A 16,139-nucleotide genomic window follows, 5' to 3' on the forward strand; every position below is an offset into this window, starting at 1 on the left:
GCGCAGCTGCGCGCGCTCGCACATCAGCTCCAGCGCGCGCTCGGCCATGCCGATGGCGCGCATGCAGTGGTGGATGCGGCCGGGACCGAGGCGCGCTTGCGCGATCGCGAAGCCGCCGCCCTCCTCGCCGAGGATGTTCGACGCGGGCAGGCGGACGTTCTCGTACAGCGTCTCGCAGTGGCCGCCGCCCGCGTCGTGCCCGAAGACGGGCAGCGTGCGGACGATCGTCACGCCGGGCGCGTCGAGCGGCACGAGGATCATCGAGTGCCGGTGGTACGGGTCGGCGTCGGGGTTCGAGACGCCCATGAGGATCGCGACCTTGCACCGCTTCGACGCCGCGCCGCTCGTCCACCACTTGTGCGCGTTGACGACGTAGTGGTCGCCGTCGCGCTCGATGCGGCTCTGGATGTTCGTCGCGTCGGAGCTGGCGACGAACGGCTCGGTCATCGCGAAGCACGAGCGGATCTCGCCCTCGAGCAGCGGCACGAGCCACTCGTCCTGCTGCTGCGGCGTGCCGAACTCGGCGAGGATCTCCATGTTGCCGGTGTCCGGCGCGGCGCAGTTCGTCGCCTCCGACGCGAGCGGGCTGCGCCCCATCAGCTCGCACAGCGGCGCGTACTCGACGTTGGTCAGGCCCGCGCCCCACTTCTCGTTCGGGAGGAAGAGGTTCCACAGGCCGCGCCGGCGGGCCTCGGCCTTCAGCTCCTCCATCACGGGCGGGTGGAAGTGCGGATCGCCCGACGCGTCGACCTGCTCCCGGTACACGGCCTCCGCGGGGTCGACGCGCTCGGCGATGAACGCGCCGAGCCGTTCCTGCAGTTCCAGCGCGCGGGGACCGACGTCGAACTCCATATCCCCGGCACCCTACGTCAGGCGGTCCACCTCACGAACCCGCCCAAGCCGGTGTCGACGAGCCACGCGCCGGCGTCGTCACCGGCCAGCAGCTGCAGCGTGCCCGGGTCCCAGCCCGTCACGGCGCCCGTCGAGCGGGCGATGCGACAGACGGACGGCAACGTCGTCGCGCCGCCCGGTCCGCTCGGGCCGACGTCGAGGCGGGTGCCCCAGATCGTCGACGGCGTGACGGCCGACGGGACGAACCCGAACAGTGCGCCGCGCCCGCACCCCGCACCGTCGACGGGCAGCGTGCGCGCGAGCGCGCCCGTGAGCGCGTACTGCCGCAGCCCGGTCGCGCCGCCGGACCAGACGCCGTCGTCGCGCACGAGCGGGAAGCCGAACGCGTACGTGATCACGACGCGCGCGCCGGAACCGTCGACGGCCTGCACGACGGCGTCCTGCGAACCGGTGCCGGGTACGCCGACGAGCGTGACCCACGCGCGCCCGCCCTGCGCCTGCACGTCCTGCGGGACACCCGCGAGCGCGACGCGCGTGACGACCTGTCCGGTGGACGGGTCGACCGCGGCAGCGAAGCCGCGACCCGGTTGCGTCGGATCGGGCGACGCGATCCACAACGTGTTCCCGGCGAGCGCGAGGCTCGAACGACCGACGTCGAGGTCGCACGCGATCGCGTCGGGCAAGGTGAACGTCGTGTCGGCGGTGCCGCTCGCACCGACGTGCACGAGCGTCGCCGGGCCCGACGGGCACGAGGAGCGCAGCACCCACGCGCCGTCACTCGTCGCGGCGAGTCCCGAGACGTAGCGCGCGACCGCGCCCGTCGTGAGCACGACGCCGTTCGCGTCGACGCGCGCGAGACGACCCGGCTCGCGCACGTCCGCGACCCAGACGTTGCCCGTTCCGGCGAGGATCCCCGGCGACCACGGCAGCGCGCGCGTCGCGCTCACGGGCGGGACGAGCTCGGTCGCCGGAGGACCGGCGGGCGAAGTCGTGGTCGGCGGCGTCGTCGTGGTGGTCGAGGTTCGCCCGGTGGCGTTCGAGCGAGGCGCGCTCGTCGCGGTGGTCGAAGTCGTGGTCGACGCCACGACGGGCGACGTGGTCGTCGTCGCGCTCGACGCGCCGCGCGTCGTCGACGGCGTGGACCGCGCGCCACCGTCCGACGCGGGCGGCTTCGTGACGCGCTCGCCCTTGACGCGCGTCGACGAGTCGGGCGAGCTGTTGCCGACCGCGAGCGCGATCGCGAACCCCGCGAGCACGGCCACCGCGGCCAGCACACCTGCGAGCGTCCCGTACTGGCGCCGCCGCCGTCGCTGCGCTCGCGTCGCATCAGGACGCTCGCGCTCCGTGTTCGCCACCGCGAAGAGGGTAGGGGTCGCGACCGCCGCGATCGCGGAACCCTCCGGTCGTCAGGTCCGGGTCGGAACGCGGCGTTGCAGCAGTGCGAGCGGCTGGCGTGACGACATCGGCGCCGACGACGCCTTCACCGCGGGCGCGAGCGTCGCCACGATGCCCGCCATGAGCCAGAAGAACTGGTCCATCGGCAGCATCTCGAAGTACGTCGCGACCCACGACGCCGCGATGATCGCGAGCAGCTGCGCGGTCACGGCCGTCGCGAAATGGCTGTCGACGCCGGTGGTTCTTCGCTCGACGGATCTCGTGTAGAGCACCATCGTGACGAGCATCAGCAGCATCAGCCAGAGACCGATCAGCCCGAGCTCCAAGCCGACCTTCACATAGGAATTGTCAGGTTGGTACGGGTTGTTGTTCGACTGCGGGTTCTCCAGTGACGCCACCTTCGCCCCGGCCGCGCCCGTCTTGCCGATGCCGACGCCGAGCGGATGGCGAATGACGGTGTCCACGTGGTCCTTCCAACCGGTCGTGCGCGCAGTCAGCGTGTGACGTTGGAAGAGCGCGTTCGTGAACGAAGTGCCCGACGGCAGGAAGAGTAGTGCGACGAGGATGAGCGGGATCCCGGCGACGAGCAGCTTGTAGCGGTGGAACGCGAGGTAGAGCAGGCCGATCCCGAGTCCGAGCATCGCGCCGCGCACGTAGCTGAACACGAGGCCCGCGGCGAGGAGCGGCAATGAGATGAAGAAGATGCGGTTCCGCAAACGACGCGGTTCGGCCAGCGCGAACGGTGTTGCGAGGAGGATGACGAGCATCAGGTAGAACGCGAACGGGAACGGCTGGTTGAACGTCGAGAAGGACCGCAGCCGAAGACCCGAGGCGAACCTGATCGTCTCGTTGTACGAGTAGCCGAGGCTGTTCAGGTACGCGTAACCGACGGTCTGCTGCCACACCCCGACGGCCGCGGTGATGATCCCGACGACGACGAAGATCGTGACGAGATGGTCGATCTCCTTGCGATTCAGCGGTGCGCGCCAGATGACGAAGAAGATCAGGACGTCGAAGTACGAGATGCGCAAGCCCGTGTATGCGGTGAGCCAGTCCTCGGTGAGACCGGAGAGGAACGCGACGACGAGCAGCGCGCCGAGAGCAGGCATCCACGGCGGGAGCTTCCTGTCCGATCGTCGCGTCGCGTCCGGGACGATGAAAGTGAGGAAGAGGAGGAAGATGACGAGCGCCTCCTTCCATCCCTTCACGATCCCGGGGAGGCCGGCGATGATCAACAGGCCGTTGAAGGGAAGCAGCGCTGCGAGGACGAGGATCCCGCGTTGCGGTCGCTTCGAGAGCCAGAGCGCACCCGGGACCAGGACGCTGAGGAGCGCTGCGTAGAGCCCGAAGCCGAGGATCAGCACGACCTCGAGCACGACCACGCCGATGACGAGGCCCGGGACGGGAACGCGCGGAATGCGGGCGCGGCCGGGCACGACGTCCATCGACGTCGGACGGTAGCGCACTGCACGGTCTCGGCCGGTCGCGGGTGAACGGCGACGCGCCGAGCGAATGGGTCCGCTACACCGTGGACGTCGGCGAGCCGGACTGCTCGACGGTCGAGCCGTGCGCGTCCCAGACGAACGCGTGCGCGCCGTTGTGCGCGTTGTTGTTCGTACCGCTCCAGACGAGCGCCGCGGTCGCGGGATAGTTCGTCGTGGACCCCACGTTCCACCAGCAACCGTCGACGAGAACGCCGATGTTCGGTGAACTGCCGTCGAAGTGCAGGAAGCTGGTGAGCAGCTGCGCGCCACCGGCGCCCTGGGAGGTGAAGAGGCAGTCGCGCACGTTGACAGCCGTGCTCTGCACAATGTGCAGCAGCGAGTCGAGTTTGGTCGACCAACCGGTGTCGAAGCCACCGCCGACCACGAAGTCGCAGCCCTCGAAGTTGATCAGGTCGCCGGCACCCGTCACGAGTACGCGCTCGGTGCCTCGCACCCGGGTCGATTGCTCGAACTTGCAACCCCGGAAGCGGACCTTGTTGGAGCGGTTCGCTGAACCGTTGCCCGCGATCCGGACATCGCGGTCGCGGCACGTCTCCCAGGTGCAGTCGGTGAAGCGCAGTGAGTCCGAGTCGGACGTCGAGGAGATGTTGATGTCGACGGCGGCCTGACCGGAACCGTTCGGCGAGCCGCACCAGTCGAACCGGCAGTGCCGGATCTCGGTGTCCTGCCACTCGATGCCGCGGATGCCGTAGCCGTAGAACGAGTAAACACGCAGCTCTTCGAGCGTGAGATTGTCGGCGTACTGGATGTCGATGCCGATAGGTGACGTGCTCTGGCTTGCGGATCCGAGAAGCTGAAGCGCACGCAGCCCCGAGTACTGGACGTGAGAGCTCGTCCCGCTCCCGATGATCTGGATCGCGCTTCCGGTCGTCGGCTGGAAGTGGAGGATCGTGGCGTTCGCACCCTGCCCGACGAGGATGACGTTCGAGGGGATCGAGATCGAACCGCCGAGGTAGAAGTCGCCTTCCGAGAGTTCCACGACCGAACCGTTCGCGCCCGAGTTCGTGGCTGCCGTGATGGCGGACTGAATCGTCGTGTGGTCGTTCGTTCCGGTGCACTGCGCGTCGGCGAGGTTCTTCCACACGGCGAGCGCGTTGTTCGCGGCGACGACGTAGCTGCCAGGGTGGACGTCGACGGTTGCGCCAGCAGGCCGGGCGCCGAGCGCTTCGGTGGCCGCTACCGCGGCGAGACCCGCCGCGGACGCGCCGCCGAACTTCAGGACGGTCCGTCGATCGATGGTCGAGCCATCAGCAGCGGGGACGGCTTCGGAGGATGAGGAAGTGTGGTGGCGCCGCGTGCGCATCGTTCGCCTTTCTGTCGGCCCTCACCACTCTGAGAGTCGCGCCGACTACAGAGGGCGTCAAGATGGCCACTTCACGCGGTATGAACAGCCAGGTCCGGTGACGCGACGCGAGGCCGTACACTCCACCGTCTGCGGGTCGCCGCCTGTCCGGGAGGTTCGCTTGTCCACGAACGACGCCGCTTCGTCGCGCGACGGCGGCGCTCGCGCGCACTGGGACCGGGTCTATTCGGCACAGGCCGTCGACGAGATTCCCGAGGACGACGACGTCGGCGCGGCGGCGAGGAAGCACTTCGGCGACCTGGCCGGTCGGCGGCTGCTCGACCTCGGCTGCGGAGCGGGTGAGTACTCGCTCTTCTTCGCTCGTGCCGGCGCGAACGTCACGGCCGTCGACACCAGCGCCGTCGCCGTCTCGCACCTCCAGGAGTACTGCGGCGAGCGCGGCATCACGAACGTCCGCGCGGTCGTGTCGGACGCGTTCGACATCGCCGCGCTCGGTCCGTTCGACGCCGCGTTCGGTTCGATGATCCTGCATCATCTCGAGCCGTTCGACCGCTTCGTGGACGTCCTCGCCGATTCGCTCGACCCGGGCGGGCGCGCCTTCTTCTACGAGAACAGCGCGATGAGCCGGACGCTCGTCTGGTGCCGCGAGCATCTCGCCGGACGGTTCGGCATCCCGAAGTACGGCGACGACGACGAGTTCCCGCTCCAGCCCCAGGAAGTGGACGCGTTTCGCCGTCGCTTCGACGTCGACGTCGAGTACCCCGAGCTCTTCCTCGCACGACTCGCGTCGGCGTACGTGCTGCGCGGGCACGGCGAAGAAGCGTGCGCCTGGATCGACGAGAAGCTGTACCGGTTCCCGCGCGTCCGCCGGCTGTCGTACCGCCAGTACGTGCGCCTCGCTCGTCGATGACCGGTGGGCTCGACGAGCACCACGTCGACGCCGACCCGATCCGCCAGTTGCGCGCCTGGTACGACGCCGCCGAACGTGAGGGTGTTCGTCAGCCCGACGCGATGACGCTCGCGACCGCAACGCGCGACGGACACGTCTCGGCGCGCATGGTGCTGCTGCGCGGCATCGATGGCGACGGGCTCGTGTTCTTCACGAACTACGAGAGCCGCAAGGGCCGGGAGCTCGCCGAGAACCCGCGCGCCGCGCTGATCCTGCACTGGCGCGAGCAGGACCGGCAGGTCCGCGTCGAGGGAACCGTCACGCGCACCAGTGGGACACGCGCCGACGAGTACTGGGCGGCGCGGCCCTTCGGCAGCCGGGTGAGTGCGTACGTCTCGCCGCAGAGCGAGGTCGTCGCGGACCGGGCCGAGTTGGAGCGCGCCGCGACCGAGGCGTCGGCGCGCTTCGCCGACGGTGGCGTGCCGCGGCCGGAGCACTGGGGTGGCTACGTCGTGCGGCCCGACGTCTTCGAGTTCTGGGAGAGCCGTGCGGATCGCCTGCACGACCGCGTGCGCTACCGGCGCGACGGCGGCCGCTGGGTGATCGAGCGGCTCGCGCCCTGACGGCGCACTGGGGGTTAGAGGCGCAGGTACTGCCGGAACCAGCGCAGCGTGCGTGGCCACGCGTCCGCGGCCGCATCCGCGTCGTAGCTGTCGCGCAGGTCGCAGAAGAACCCGTGCTGCGCGCCCGGGTACCGCACGATCTCGGTGTCGGGCTTCGCGTCGGCTTCGAGCGCGGCGCGCAGCTTCTCGACGTCCTCGGCGGGGATCGACTGGTCCTCGTCGCCGAACAACCCGAGCCACGGTGTCTGCAGCTGCGTCGCGTCGCCGATGAGGCTCGGCATGTCGGGCCGGCGTTGCGTGACGATCCCGCCGCCGTAGAACCCGACCGCGGCACCGAGCTTTCGGCGCAGCGCGACGAGGAACGTCACCCGGCCCCCCATGCAGAACCCGACGATGCCCGTCCGCTCCGGCGGGATGCCCGCGTCGCGCAGATGCGCGAGGGCTGCGTCGACGTCCATGAGGAACGTCTCGTCGTTCACGCCCTGCATGAGCGGCATGACCTTCGAGAAGTCGTCGTACGGCGCGGTGCCGCCGCCAGCACGGTGGTACAGCGCGGGCGCGATCGCGCGATAGCCCTCGTTCGCGAAGCGCGTGGCGACGTCGGAGATGTGCTCGTTGACGCCGAACGCCTCCTGGATCACGACGACCCCGGCGCCCGCCTCGTCGGGGATCGCCTCGAAGCACTCCATCGGGCCGTCGGGCGTCTGCAGGGTGATCGTGTCGGTGCGCATGCCCGGAGGCTAAACCGTCGGACCGTGACCGTGACCGCGTGGGTCCTGCTCGCTGTCGCCGGCGTGGCGGCCGTCGTCGACTGGGTCGCCGTCGCGGCCGGAGCGAAGCGCATCGAGTACGTCGCCAAGCCCGCGACGCTCGCGCTGCTCGTCGCGCTCGCCGTGGTCCTCGACCCGCGGCACGCCGACCGCCGCGCGTGGTTCGTTGCCGCGCTGGTGCTGTCGCTCGCGGGCGACGTCTTCCTGATGGTCCCGCGGGACCTGTTCGTCGCCGGCCTCGGCTCGTTCCTTCTCGGCCACGTCGCGTACACGGTCGGCATCGACCTGCACCCGGGCCCGTGGTGGGCGATCATGGTCGCGGCGGTGATCGTCGCGTGCGTCGGCGTGGTGCTTGCGTCGCGCATCCTGCGCGCGATGGCGGACGGCGGTCAGCGCGAGCTCGTCGGCCCGGTCGTCGCGTACATGGTCGTGATCTCGGCCATGGTCGTGAGCGCGCTCGCGGCGGGCCCGTGGCTCGCGGCCGTCGGTGCGGTGCTGTTCTTCGCGTCCGACACGCTCATCGCGTGGGAGCGGTTCGTGCGGCCGCGGGCGTGGATGCCCGTCGCGATCATCGTCACGTACCACCTCGGGCAGGCCGGCCTGGTGCTGTCGCTCGTGCGCTAAGCGAGCGAGCCGAGAGGCGAGCGGAAGCGGTGGCCACAGCGGCCCGGCGCCGAAGGCGCCGCGAGCGACGACATGAGCGAGCGACGGGCTGTCGCCGGCTGCGTTGCCTCGGGCCGCGTTGCCTCGGGACGCTCGTGGGTAGAGCATCTGGGTACCGCCCGTCGACGGGAGGGTCGCGATGGCGTTCCGCGATCGTCGAGATGCCGGGCGCCGGCTCGCCTCGGTGCTCGCACCGCTGCACGGCGTGCAGCCGCTCGTCGTCGCGCTGCCGCGTGGTGGCGTGCCCGTCGCAGCCGAGATCGCGCAGGACCTGGACGCGCCCCTCGACGTCGCGCTCGTCCGCAAGGTGGGCGCACCGATGCAGCGTGAGCTCGCGATCGGTGCCGTGAGCGAGGACGGCATCGTCGTCATCGACGAGCACCTCGTCGCGCGGCTCGGCATCGGGCGTGCCGAGCTGAGGAACCTCGTCGAACGCGCGCAACGCGAGATCGGCGAGCAGGCCACGGAGCTGCGGCCGGGGCGGGCGTCGGTGCGCGTGAAAGGCCGGACGGTCGTCGTCGTGGACGACGGGCTCGCGACCGGCTCGACCATGCGTGCTGCGCTCGCCGCGTTGCGGCGCCGCGGCGCGGCGCGCGTCGTCGTCGCCGTGCCGGTCGGCGCGCCCGACACGTGCGACGCGCTGCGCGACGAAGCCGACGACGTCGTCTGTCTCGCGTCGCCGCCGCAGTTCAGCAGCGTCGGCCAGTGGTACGAGGACTTCTCACCCGTCTCGGACGACGAGGTCCGCCACCTGCTCGCCGCGGCCGACCGCCGATGCAGCGAGCACACGACGGGCGAGACGATCGCGGTCCCGAGCACGTACGACGTCACGCTCGATCTGCGCGACGCGCGCGTGCCCGGTCGGCTCGCGGTCGCGCCCGGGTGCAGCGGCGCGGTCGTGTTCGCGCACGGCAGCGGGAGCAGTCATCGCAGCGTGCGCAACCGCCGCGTTGCGACCGCGCTCGAGCAGGCCGGCCTGTCGACCCTCCTGTTCGACCTCCTGACGCCGGAGGAGTCCGCCGACCGCCGCAACGTGTTCGACATCCCGCTGCTCGGCCGCAGGCTGCTCGACGCGACCGCGTGGCTCGTCCAGCAGGCCGGGTTCGCGGACGTCGCGGTCGGGTGGTTCGGTGCGAGCACGGGTGCCGGCGCCGCGCTGTGGGCCGCGCCGGACGCGGGCGGCCGTGTGCGCGCGATCGTCTCGCGCGGCGGCCGTCCCGATCTCGCGCGCGAGCGTCTCGTCGACGTGAACGTGCCGACGCTGCTCGTCGTCGGGGGCGCGGACGTCGACGTCCTCGAGCTCAACCGCGACGCGCAGCACGCGCTGCACGGCGCCGAGACGCGTCTCGAGATCGTCGCCGGTGCGACGCACCTGTTCGAGGAGCCCGGCGCGATGGAGCAGGTGACGGACCTCGCCCGCGACTGGTTCCTCGCGCACCTCAGCGCGACCCCCGCGTCCGCCTCCGTTCTCTGAAGCCGCCCACACAGTGTGTGCATGACGCTTCACAAAACCTCGGGGCGGTTACAGGAGCAGCGGAGCTTCGACGGCCGCGGTCGCCGAGCCGGCCTCGACGCGCGCGCGGTGCTCGACGACCTGCTCGACCGAGATCATCGTGACGCGATGCTCCTCGGCGAACATCTCGAGGTACGGGCGGCGCGCCGGCGAGCCGTCGTCGTGGAGCACCTCGCAGATCACGGCGACGGGCGGTAGCCCCGCGAGGCGGGCGAGGTCGACCGCGGCCTCGGTGTGCCCGCGCCGTTCGAGCACGCCACCGGGGCGGGCGCGGAGCGGGAACACGTGACCGGGACGGTGGAAGTCGACGGGCTCGGTGAGCGGGTCGAGGACGCGGCGGATCGTCTCGGCACGGTCCTGCGCGGAGATGCCGCTGCCCACCGACACGTGGTCGATCGACACCGCGAACGCGGTGTCGCACGTCGCGCGCTCGGGCGGGACCATCGGGCCGATCTCCAGCTCGTCGAGGCGGTGCGCGTCGCAGGGCATGCAGACGAGCCCGCGCGCCCACCGCAGCATGAAGTTGATCGCCTCGGGCGTCACCCACCCCGCCGCCATGGTGAGGTCGCCCTCGTTCTCGCGCTCCTCGTCGTCGGTGACGAGCACCATCTCGCCGCGCCGGATCCGGCGGAGCGCGTCCTCGATCGGGGCGTACGGCATGGGGGTCTCCTCGTGGCGGATGAGGCGTAGCGGTCAGGACGGGACGGGCGCCGGCGCGCCGGCCGGTGCACCCGCGTACGGGCGTGTCGCCGCCGGCAACGTGACGACCATGCGGCACCCGTGCGGCTCCCGGCGCTCGGGACGGATCTCGCCGCCGTGCAGCTCGACGATCCAGCGCGCGATCGCGAGGCCGAGACCCGCGCCGCCGCCGTCGGTCGACGAACGGGCCTGGTCGGCCCGGTAGAAGCGCTCGAACACCCGGCTCGCCTCGCTCTCCGGGATGCCGGGCCCCTCGTCGGACACCTCGATGCGCACGACGTCGCCGTCCCGCCGCGCGCCCACCTCGACCTTGCCGCCCGTCGGCGTGAACCGCAGCGCGTTCTCGAGCAGGTTGGCGACGACCTGGTGCACGCGCTCGGGGTCGCCGTCGGCGGCCGGTTCCGGCGTGCCGACCACCACCGCGATGTCGACGCCCGGCGCGTGCAGCTGCGACTCGCGCACCGCGTGCTCGAGCAGGGGCCGCACCGTGAACGGCTGGCGGTCGAGCGGCACCGTTCCCGATTCGAGCCGGGACAGGTCGAGCAGCTGGGTGACGAGACGGCCGAGCCGCTCGACCTGAGCGAGCATCGTGCGCAACGTCTGCGGATCGGGGGGCTCGACCCCGTCGACGAGGTTCTCGAGGACGGCCTGCAGCGCGGTGATCGGCGTGCGCAGCTCGTGGGACACGTTGGCGACCAGGTCGCGCCGCACGCGGTCCGTCTCCGCGAGCTCGGCCGCCATCTTGTTGAACGCGACGGCGAGCGCGCCGATCTCGTCGCGCGACGTCTCGCTCACGCGCCGGTCGTACGTGCCGTGTGCCATCGCGTCCGCGGCGTCGGCCATCTCGCGCAACGGCGTGGTCAAGCCGCGCGCGAGGACGCGCACCATGCCGATCGCGATCAAGCCGGAGACGACACCGCTCACCGACGGCCACACACCGATGTGGACGCCGATGAACGTCAGCAGCACGGTGATCGCGACCGCGGCCACGACGAGCGCGCCGAGCTTCATCTTGATCGACGTGACGCGGTTCAGCGGGCTGCTCACCGCGGCACCGCCGTCGTCTCGTCCTCGGGCTCGACCGCGTAGCCGACGCCGTGCACCGTGCGGACGATGTCGGGCCCGAGCTTGCGGCGCAGCGCGCGCACGTGCGAGTCGACCGTGCGCGCACCCGACCCGTCGGGGTAGCCCCACACGTCGGCAAGGAGCTGCTCGCGCGTCGTGACGACACCGGGCCGCGACGCGAGATGGAGGAGCAGGTCGAACTCGGTCGGCGTCAGATGGACGGCGCGACCGCGGTCGCGGACACGCCGGCCCGCGGGATCGATCTCGACCGTGCCGATGCGGACGGGCGCGGCCTCGCCGGCATCGGTCTCGGGCGCGCGCTCGACACGGCGGAGGATCGCGTGCACCCGGGCGACGAGCTCCCGCGCGCTGAACGGCTTCGTCATGTAGTCGTCCGCGCCGACCGCGAGGCCGACGAGCAGATCGGTCTCGGAGTCACGCGCGGTGAGCATGAGGACAGGTACCGCGCGATCACGCTGGATGCGCTTGCAGACCTCGAGGCCGTCGAGACCGGGCAGCATGAGGTCGAGGACGACGAGATCGGGACGCACCCGCTCGCACAGAGTGATCCCCGCGGGACCGTCGCCCGCGACCTCGGCCCGGTAGCCCTCGCTGCGGAGCCGGGCAGCCACCGCGGCCGCGATCGAGGCCTCGTCCTCGATCACGACCACCGTGCGCGGCGAAGCCACCCCTCCCGACGACATTGCCTCTCAGGATATGGAGGGCGCCGCCGGCAGTCCCGCCGGAGGTGTGGAGATTTGGTGCAGATCGGGCGGGCCGCCCGCGGTCACCTCCCGGCCCCGCTCCGGCGCGACGCTCGGAGGTCGGCGGTGATCTGGTGCACGACGTTCGTGCCCGGGATGCCCGTCACGCCGCCGCCGCCGTGGGTCGCGGAGCTGCACTGGTAGAGGCGCGCGATCGGCGTGCGGTAGTCGGCGTACCCGGGGGCCGGGCGCAGGTGGAACAGCTGCGACGGCGAGAGCTCCCCGTGGAAGATGTTCCCGCCGACGAGCCCGTACTCGTGCTCCATCTCGTACGGCCCGATGACCTGGCGGTGCAGCACCGAGTCGCGGAAGCCCGGCGCGACCTGGTCCATCGCGTCGACGACCCGGTCCGCGTAGGCGTCGAGGTGCGCAGGCTGGGGCTTGGACGCCCACTCGTGCGGCACCCACTGCGTGAACATCGACACGACGTGCGTGCCGTCGGGACACAGCGTCCGGTCGAACACCGACGGGATGCACACGTCGGCGAACGGCCGTGTCGCGGCCCAGCCGCCGACCGCCTCCTGGAACGCGACCTCGAGGTGCTCGAGCGACGGTGCGAGCACGATCGTCCCGCCGTGCACGTCCGGATCGAAGCCCGGCTTCGCTGCGAACTCGGGGAGCTTCGACACGGCGACGTTGATCTTCACGGTGCCGCTGCGTGACCGCCACCGCTCGATGTCGGTGACGAACTGCTCGGGCAGCGCGTACCGGTCGACGTGCTCGAGGAACGTGATGCGCGGGTGCGTCGCCGCGACGACGACGTCCGCGGGGATCTCCTCGCCCGTGGCGAGCGCGACGCCGACCGCTCGGCGGTTCCGCACGAGGATCCGCGCGACCGGTGCGTCGGTGCGGACGCGCGCGCCGCGCTCCTCGGCGGCGCGCCGGATCGCCCGGGTGACCGCACCCATTCCACCGCGCGCGAAGCCCCACGCGCCGAGCTTGCCGTTCGTCCCGCTCGCCGTCTCGCCGCCGACGTCACCGATCTTGTGATGCGCCATGACGTACGCGGTTCCCGCGGAGCGGGGACCGGCCCACGTGCCGATGATCCCGCTCACGGCCATGAGCCCCTGCATCTGCGGTGACTCGAAGAACCAGTCGAGGACGTCCGCGATGCTCATGGTGAACAGGCGCGTCACGTCCGCGACGCCGCGCACTCCGAGACGCCGCAGCCGCCACGCGAGCTGCGCGGTGTCGCGCACGTCGGGCAGTCGCGCCGAGCCGAGCGTCGGCGGGATCGTCGACAGCAGCGGACCGAGCTCGCGGGCGAGCGCGCCGAGCCACGCGTCCCAGCGGTCGATGGCATCGGCGTCGCGTCGCGAGAACTTCGCGATCTCGGCGTGACGGCGCGCGCGGTCGTCGGGCAGCGCGAGGTACCGCCCGTCCGGGTAGGGCGCGAAGTAGGGGCCTTGCGGGTAGACGTGGTAGCCGTGCCGCTGGAGGTCGAGCTCGCGCACGAGCGAGGGCGGCAGCAGGCTGACGACGTACGACAGCGCGGTGACCTTGAACTCGGGCCCCCACGGCTGCTCGGTGACGGCCGCGCCACCAACCTGGGAGCGCCGTTCGAGGACGGTGACGTCCGCACCCAGCCGGCCCGCAAGGAGCGCCGCGGCGACGAGGCCGTTGTGACCGGCGCCGACCACGACGACACGGAGCTCGTCGCGTGCCATCGGCGGGAGGCTACCGGCCGCGCGCGAGCAGGTCCTTACTCCCGGGTTGCCGCGCCGAGCGCCACGTCTTCGGTGTCGTCGGGAGGAGTACGGGACGGTCGCGCGGTTCGGCGTAGGCGGTCGCGCGTCGTGCCGAAGAGGTGGACGAACGCGATGGCTGCGAAGACGACGACGACGGGCTGCATGGCGACGCCGAATCGCGTGTTGCCGTAGCTGAGGACACTCGTCAGGACGACCATCGCGACGACGGCGGCGAGCGGAGCCCAGTACACGCCACGACCGCGGATCGCCCAGGCGCCGATGACGGCGAACGGCGCGAGGGCGAAGAACGCGATCCATGCCATGAGGCCCGCACCGAACGGACGGCCCTCGGACGTTCCCAGGCGGACTTCCTGCACCGGTCGGAACAGGCCGAACGTCCGTCCGAGGCGGGCGGCGACGACGACCGGCACCCGCCAGAGGTGTGTGGACGCGTAGTGGACACCCGCGTGGAGCTCTCGGGACGCCTCGACGGCCTCGTTCGTCGACTGGTGGATCCCCGGGTTGATGTCGCACAGCGCGTCCCAACTGCCGAGTAATCGGCCGCCGTACGCGCTCGAGCAGTTCGCGCCGCGCACGAGTGTTCCGGAGTCGTCGGCGAGCAGCACCGGATGATGGAACGTCTCGTAGTTCCGCACCGTCCAGGGGACGAGCACGAGGACGCAAGCCACGACCGCGACCGACGCGCCGCCGACCACCCGAAGGGGCACCCGCGCGCGACTCGCGATGAGCGGCCCGATGAGCAGGGGAACGAGCAGCACGCCTTCACCGCGCGTCAACGTCGCGAGGCCGAGCAGCATCCCGAGCAGCGTCCACGCGGGCAGCGTCGGCCGCTCGTGAACCCGGTACGCCACGAGCACGCTCGCGATCACGACGAGCGTGAAGAGCGTCTCGGCCATGAGCGACCCGTCCGGTACGACGAGCCCCGGGTACACGGCGGCGACGGTCGCCGCCACGATGCCGACCTGATCGCCGGCGACCTTCCGCCCGAGCAGGCCCGTGCACACGACGACCGCGGTGCCGGCGAGGCAGACCGCGACGTGCGCGACGAGACGGCTGTCACCGAACAGCCAGGCGAACACGCCGAGATAGGTCGTGAAGAGCGGCGGGAACTGCGCCGTCACCGGCGGATGGACGATGTACCAGGAGTTCACGTAGCCGTGGCCCGCGGCGAGGGCGACGCCGCCGGCTCGGTAGAAGAGCGCGTCGTGGCCGAGCGCGTAGTGAGCCGCGACCGCGAGCACCCAGGCGATCCGCACGGCGAACGCGAAGGCGGCCACGACGGCCAGCGCAACGAGAAACCGCCGGCGTGGACGCTCGCGAGCTGCCGCGGCGGGTTCGCTCACACGCGGACTATGACGACGGCGTCACGCGCTCGCTCTTGGACCGGACGCTCACATGAGGTGCCAGTCGAGGAACCGTTCGAGGCGTTCCGTGAGGTGCAGACGCGTCGACGGGTCCGCGAGCTCGTGGCCCGCGCCGCGGTACGTCACGTACTCGAACACCTTGTCGTGGCGGCGCAGCTCGTCGACGAGCTCGCACGATTGGGCGAAGGGCACGACCTCGTCGTCCTCGCCGTGGACGACGAGCAACGGGACGTCGATCGCGTCGACACGCTGGATCGGCGAACCCGCGTGGTACGCGTCGCGGTACGCGGACGGGTGACCCATCGTCGCCTCGATGTCGCGACGGCGGCGTCGCGTGCACGCGGTCCACGTCGTGAACAGGTCGCAGTCGCCGGCGATGCACACGCCCGCGGCGAACCGTTGCTCGGGATCGCGCGTCAGCGTGCCGAGCGCGAGGAAGCCGCCGTAGCCGTGGCCGACCACCGCGATGCGCTCCTCGTCGACCCAGTCGAGCTTCGCGAGGAACTCACCCGCGAACAGGCAGTCGCCGACGTCGTCGAGACCCGACGCGCCCCGGCCGGCGCGCTCGAACGTCCGCCCGTATCCGGTGCTGCCGCGGTAGTCGGGAGCGAGCCACCCGTATCCCTTCTCGACGAAGTACTGCGCGAGCCCGTTCCATTCGTCGCCTGCGCACGCCGCGGGACCGTCGTGCACCGCGACCACGACGGGCGACGGCCGTGCTGCGTTCGTGTCATGCGGCTTGAGCAGACGCGCGTGGACGACCGTCCCGTCCTCCGACGGGTACGTGACGGTCGTGGCGCGCGCGTACGACGCGGCGCGTACCGCGCGGGGCGCGGGCGAGAACCGCGTGTGCGGCTCGGTACCCGGCTCGACCGTCACGATCGCCGGCGGCGACGTCTCGCTCTCGTGGACGGCGACGACGGAACCGTCGTCCCGCCACTGCGGCCGGGCCCACGTTCCACCGGGCGCGACGACGTCGACCCAACCGGTGTCGGCGTCGACGGCGACGACGTCCGTCGTACCGG

At 71.5% G+C, this 16,139-nt stretch carries 15 protein-coding genes; 4 read left to right on the top strand and 11 right to left on the bottom strand.

The genetic code is table 11. The annotated features are described in order from the left end of the window. The 4 genes from VFC33_02770 to VFC33_02785 all read right to left on the bottom strand — a co-directional run. Positions 1-852 (bottom strand): acyl-CoA dehydrogenase family protein (locus tag VFC33_02770; protein ID HZR12153.1); only part of this gene is annotated, 852 nt, incomplete at its 3' end. A 17-nt stretch (positions 853-869) separates the two neighbouring features. After that, complete coding sequence (locus VFC33_02775; protein ID HZR12154.1) at positions 870-2,207, bottom strand: hypothetical protein; 1,338 nt, start codon at positions 2,205-2,207, stop codon at positions 870-872. A gap of 51 nt (positions 2,208-2,258) precedes the next feature. Continuing rightward, on the bottom strand, positions 2,259-3,692 hold the full coding sequence (locus VFC33_02780; protein HZR12155.1) for an O-antigen ligase family protein: 1,434 nt from the start codon (positions 3,690-3,692) through the stop codon (positions 2,259-2,261). A gap of 76 nt (positions 3,693-3,768) precedes the next feature. After that, the gene (locus tag VFC33_02785; GenBank protein ID HZR12156.1) at positions 3,769-5,055 is read right to left on the bottom strand and encodes a glycosyl hydrolase family 28-related protein; all 1,287 of its coding nucleotides are present in this window, start codon (positions 5,053-5,055) and stop codon (positions 3,769-3,771) included. Between the two features lie 160 nt (positions 5,056-5,215). Here VFC33_02785 and VFC33_02790 point away from each other — a divergent pair, with 160 nt between their 5' ends. Both VFC33_02790 and pdxH read left to right on the top strand, forming a co-directional pair. Next, complete coding sequence (locus VFC33_02790; GenBank protein HZR12157.1) at positions 5,216-5,965, top strand: class I SAM-dependent methyltransferase; 750 nt, start codon at positions 5,216-5,218, stop codon at positions 5,963-5,965. Beyond that, positions 5,962-6,567, top strand: a complete 606-nt coding sequence (pdxH, locus tag VFC33_02795; protein ID HZR12158.1) for a pyridoxamine 5'-phosphate oxidase — start codon at positions 5,962-5,964, stop codon at positions 6,565-6,567. Before VFC33_02790 ends, pdxH begins: the two co-directional genes overlap by 4 nt. A gap of 14 nt (positions 6,568-6,581) precedes the next feature. On the opposite strand, the gene VFC33_02800 is transcribed toward pdxH, so the two are convergent. Then, positions 6,582-7,298: a dienelactone hydrolase family protein gene (locus VFC33_02800; GenBank protein HZR12159.1), complete on the bottom strand. Its 717-nt coding sequence runs from the start codon at positions 7,296-7,298 to the stop codon at positions 6,582-6,584. Positions 7,299-7,322: 24 nt separating this feature from the next. Here VFC33_02800 and VFC33_02805 point away from each other — a divergent pair, with 24 nt between their 5' ends. Beyond that, positions 7,323-7,961: a lysoplasmalogenase gene (locus VFC33_02805; protein HZR12160.1), complete on the top strand. Its 639-nt coding sequence runs from the start codon at positions 7,323-7,325 to the stop codon at positions 7,959-7,961. Positions 7,962-8,139: 178 nt separating this feature from the next. Further along, positions 8,140-9,474 carry a phosphoribosyltransferase family protein gene (locus tag VFC33_02810; protein HZR12161.1) on the top strand — a complete coding sequence of 445 codons (1,335 nt, stop codon included), beginning with the start codon at positions 8,140-8,142 and terminating at the stop codon, positions 9,472-9,474. A gap of 48 nt (positions 9,475-9,522) precedes the next feature. Here the strand turns inward: VFC33_02810 and ribB are convergent, their stop codons facing one another. The 6 genes from ribB to VFC33_02840 form a co-directional block, all read right to left on the bottom strand. Then, a complete protein-coding gene (ribB, locus tag VFC33_02815; protein HZR12162.1) occupies positions 9,523-10,173 on the bottom strand; it encodes a 3,4-dihydroxy-2-butanone-4-phosphate synthase in 651 nt (216 codons plus the stop codon). A gap of 33 nt (positions 10,174-10,206) precedes the next feature. After that, positions 10,207-11,259, bottom strand: coding sequence for a HAMP domain-containing sensor histidine kinase (locus tag VFC33_02820; GenBank protein ID HZR12163.1), 1,053 nt, complete (start codon positions 11,257-11,259; stop codon positions 10,207-10,209). Further along, positions 11,256-11,966 carry a response regulator transcription factor gene (locus tag VFC33_02825; GenBank protein ID HZR12164.1) on the bottom strand — a complete coding sequence of 237 codons (711 nt, stop codon included), beginning with the start codon at positions 11,964-11,966 and terminating at the stop codon, positions 11,256-11,258. Before VFC33_02825 ends, VFC33_02820 begins: the two co-directional genes overlap by 4 nt. Before the next feature lie 98 nt (positions 11,967-12,064). Continuing rightward, a complete protein-coding gene (locus VFC33_02830; GenBank protein HZR12165.1) occupies positions 12,065-13,708 on the bottom strand; it encodes an NAD(P)/FAD-dependent oxidoreductase in 1,644 nt (547 codons plus the stop codon). A 35-nt stretch (positions 13,709-13,743) separates the two neighbouring features. Next, positions 13,744-15,093 (bottom strand): glycosyltransferase family 39 protein, encoded by a 1,350-nt coding sequence (locus tag VFC33_02835; protein ID HZR12166.1) that lies wholly within the window; start codon positions 15,091-15,093, stop codon positions 13,744-13,746. Positions 15,094-15,141: 48 nt separating this feature from the next. After that, the coding region (locus VFC33_02840) for a prolyl oligopeptidase family serine peptidase (protein HZR12167.1) at positions 15,142-16,139 on the bottom strand (998 nt) is incomplete at its 5' end.

This window comes from Acidimicrobiia bacterium, assembly GCA_035651955.1.
Classification (GTDB): Bacteria; Actinomycetota; Acidimicrobiia; order IMCC26256; family JAMXLJ01; genus JAMXLJ01.

What these genes read in the sequence shown, in the direction of transcription:
- VFC33_02780 (HZR12155.1), bottom strand. Translation starts at nt 3,692, where the DNA reads ATGGACGTCGTGCCCGGCCGCGCCCGCATTCCGCGCGTTCCCGTCCCG.
- VFC33_02785 (HZR12156.1), bottom strand. Translation starts at nt 5,055, where the DNA reads ATGCGCACGCGGCGCCACCACACTTCCTCATCCTCCGAAGCCGTCCCC.
- pdxH (HZR12158.1), top strand. Translation starts at nt 5,962, where the DNA reads ATGACCGGTGGGCTCGACGAGCACCACGTCGACGCCGACCCGATCCGC.
- VFC33_02800 (HZR12159.1), bottom strand. Translation starts at nt 7,298, where the DNA reads ATGCGCACCGACACGATCACCCTGCAGACGCCCGACGGCCCGATGGAG.
- VFC33_02810 (HZR12161.1), top strand. Translation starts at nt 8,140, where the DNA reads ATGGCGTTCCGCGATCGTCGAGATGCCGGGCGCCGGCTCGCCTCGGTG.
- ribB (HZR12162.1), bottom strand. Translation starts at nt 10,173, where the DNA reads ATGCCGTACGCCCCGATCGAGGACGCGCTCCGCCGGATCCGGCGCGGC.
- VFC33_02830 (HZR12165.1), bottom strand. Translation starts at nt 13,708, where the DNA reads ATGGCACGCGACGAGCTCCGTGTCGTCGTGGTCGGCGCCGGTCACAAC.